Raw genomic sequence first — 2000 nt, forward strand, 5'->3', positions numbered from 1 at the left:
AACTACCTTGAAAAACGCCGCAAGCTCAAGTGTTTCATTATTGAAGTAAACTAAAACTACGCAGCCAGACGGTTTTTTTGCCAGCGAAATATGGATTTTATGTGTTGCCGTCTTCGATCCAATAAAGGTGGCTTTTAGTTGAATGTGTCGAATAATGCCATTTGCTTCGGCAATGATATCGTAGCCAGATCTGTCGACCTCAGGTTTAGATATTTCAAGACTGAAATCTTTGGTTTTCCATGAGAATTTCAACAACTCACCGATGAGCAAATGCTCGATTAGCTTTTCACGGTATGAAGAGTGCAACGAGTGTTCAGTCATGTTTGGTTACCTGCGACCGAATTGGGCCTAATGGTTAAGCTAAGTGGTCGGCTTCTGTGGCTCCAGAGAACGGAGAGAGAGCCAATACACTAGGTCGGAAAACTCGACTGCCACGCCCCACCTCTGGACAAAAGGCGAAAAGGAGAAGCCTGTGGTAGGTGGCAACCAGTCAGCGAGATCTCAGTGGGATCAAAGTAGCGACACGTTTTTGGTCTTCGCAAAACGTGTAGCGTAATAGGTCGTAAGCGCCCGGCGGACACGCCTTGCGTAGCTACCTCTATTCTGTCGAAAACTAAGGTTAGGTCGCGTGTTTTTCCAGATCAGGTAATACCAAATGGGTAATTGCACTGACTTGACGACCCATTTGCATCGGAATTGTCCAGCATGTTCCGTAACCATGACCGGCAGAAAAAGGCCCAGAGTGTGTAAAAACGCAGGTACCGTTTTGAAGTCTGCGCTGCTACGTAAAATCTGGCAGTTCCTATGAAACCAAGGTCGATTCCTCGTCCAGCAGAGCGATACCAATACTCAATCGTCCCCGCGCGCACCGAAGTGCAGGGCTAAGGCCATGTAATCTGGATGGAAAGCGTCCCGATCGAGCGTGAACAGCGCTTTGCGCTGCAGAAGTCTCTCGATCTCGTTGAATGAACCGTCATGTGGGGCATTGATGAGCCGCATGCCTATCCGCACAGCTTCAAGATTGGCAGTGAGTTGTTCTACACGCATCTGTTTATTCTCCTTCAGGACTGAAGACCATACGGCCGGCATTGCGCTGATCGGGCGCACCGCCGAGTGGGGCTTGCTCCGCAGACCGTGAAAAGGAGTCTATAGACGGGGGGATTGCCAATGTTTCATTTGGCGACAGCGCTTTTTCATTTCGTGACAATCCATGACCATTGATCCGGGATTGCGCATTGCATGGCTTGACTCTTTTTTTGCGTGATCATCATGCCCTCTTCGGACATACCGATTTGTCGTTGGGGCAGGGGTTTGAAATTGCACAATCCTGAGCGTCAGTTCTCCGCCGATTATGTTGACTACCGAAACGTGTGTTTATCGCACCAGGCCCGAAAGTCATAGCTATTCATCACTTGGCTGGGGCGCAATTCATTTCAATTCAGAGCGGATGGGAGTGGAGCATGCTCAAATACCTGACTGGCGCTCAGGAGCTATCTGCGCGGCCTCAACTCCACAAGGATTCTGGGGATGGATGATTGGGAGGGGCTAGACCTTCTTGTTGCGAAACTGTGGTTATGGATCGACGCGGCACCGCTCGTTGGCGGAAGTTAACGAAGTGTTACTTAGTAACAGCTAATTACTTTTGTTGTGCTGGAGATGCGCCATGGGCTTTACGATTTGCTACCGCTTCCAAGCTCAAAAAAAGGTGTTTGAGCATCCCGCTAATTGTCTTACTCCGCACGATGCTGTGTGTTACGCGCTGTTTGATTCACCCGCCGTCCTATGGGAAAGACCGTCGAGCTGGGAGGGGAACTATGCAACCATTGTTGAGTTTGCAGAAAGACTTGGGGTCATCGATGTGAGATGGCATAAATCAATTTCTCACCCTCATCTATAGATGATCACCTCGCCACAGCCACCCCACGATCAACACTTTTTTGGTGGGGTTGGCCAAGTGCCCACATTGGTTAGTGCCACCGCCCCCGGTGTCAGGATAGTTG

1 protein-coding gene and 1 pseudogene are annotated in these 2000 nt (G+C 49.7%); both read right to left on the reverse strand.

Going from position 1 to position 2000, the window contains the following annotated elements; genetic code table 11:
* Positions 1–321 (reverse strand): annotated as a pseudogene (locus PMI22_RS21045) (hypothetical protein); the annotation flags it as partial.
* Between the two features lie 528 nt (positions 322–849).
* Positions 850–1047 carry a hypothetical protein gene (locus PMI22_RS21040; RefSeq protein ID WP_007944291.1) on the reverse strand — a complete coding sequence of 66 codons (198 nt, stop codon included), beginning with the start codon at positions 1045–1047 and terminating at the stop codon, positions 850–852.
* Positions 1048–2000: the final 953 nt, after the last annotated feature.

The organism is Pseudomonas sp. GM21 (genome assembly GCF_000282215.1).
Classification (GTDB): domain Bacteria; phylum Pseudomonadota; class Gammaproteobacteria; order Pseudomonadales; family Pseudomonadaceae; genus Aquipseudomonas.

Excerpts from the sequence above, each read along its gene's own strand:
- PMI22_RS21040 (WP_007944291.1), bottom strand. The coding sequence starts at position 1,047 with ATGCGTGTAGAACAACTCACTGCCAATCTTGAAGCTGTGCGGATAGGC.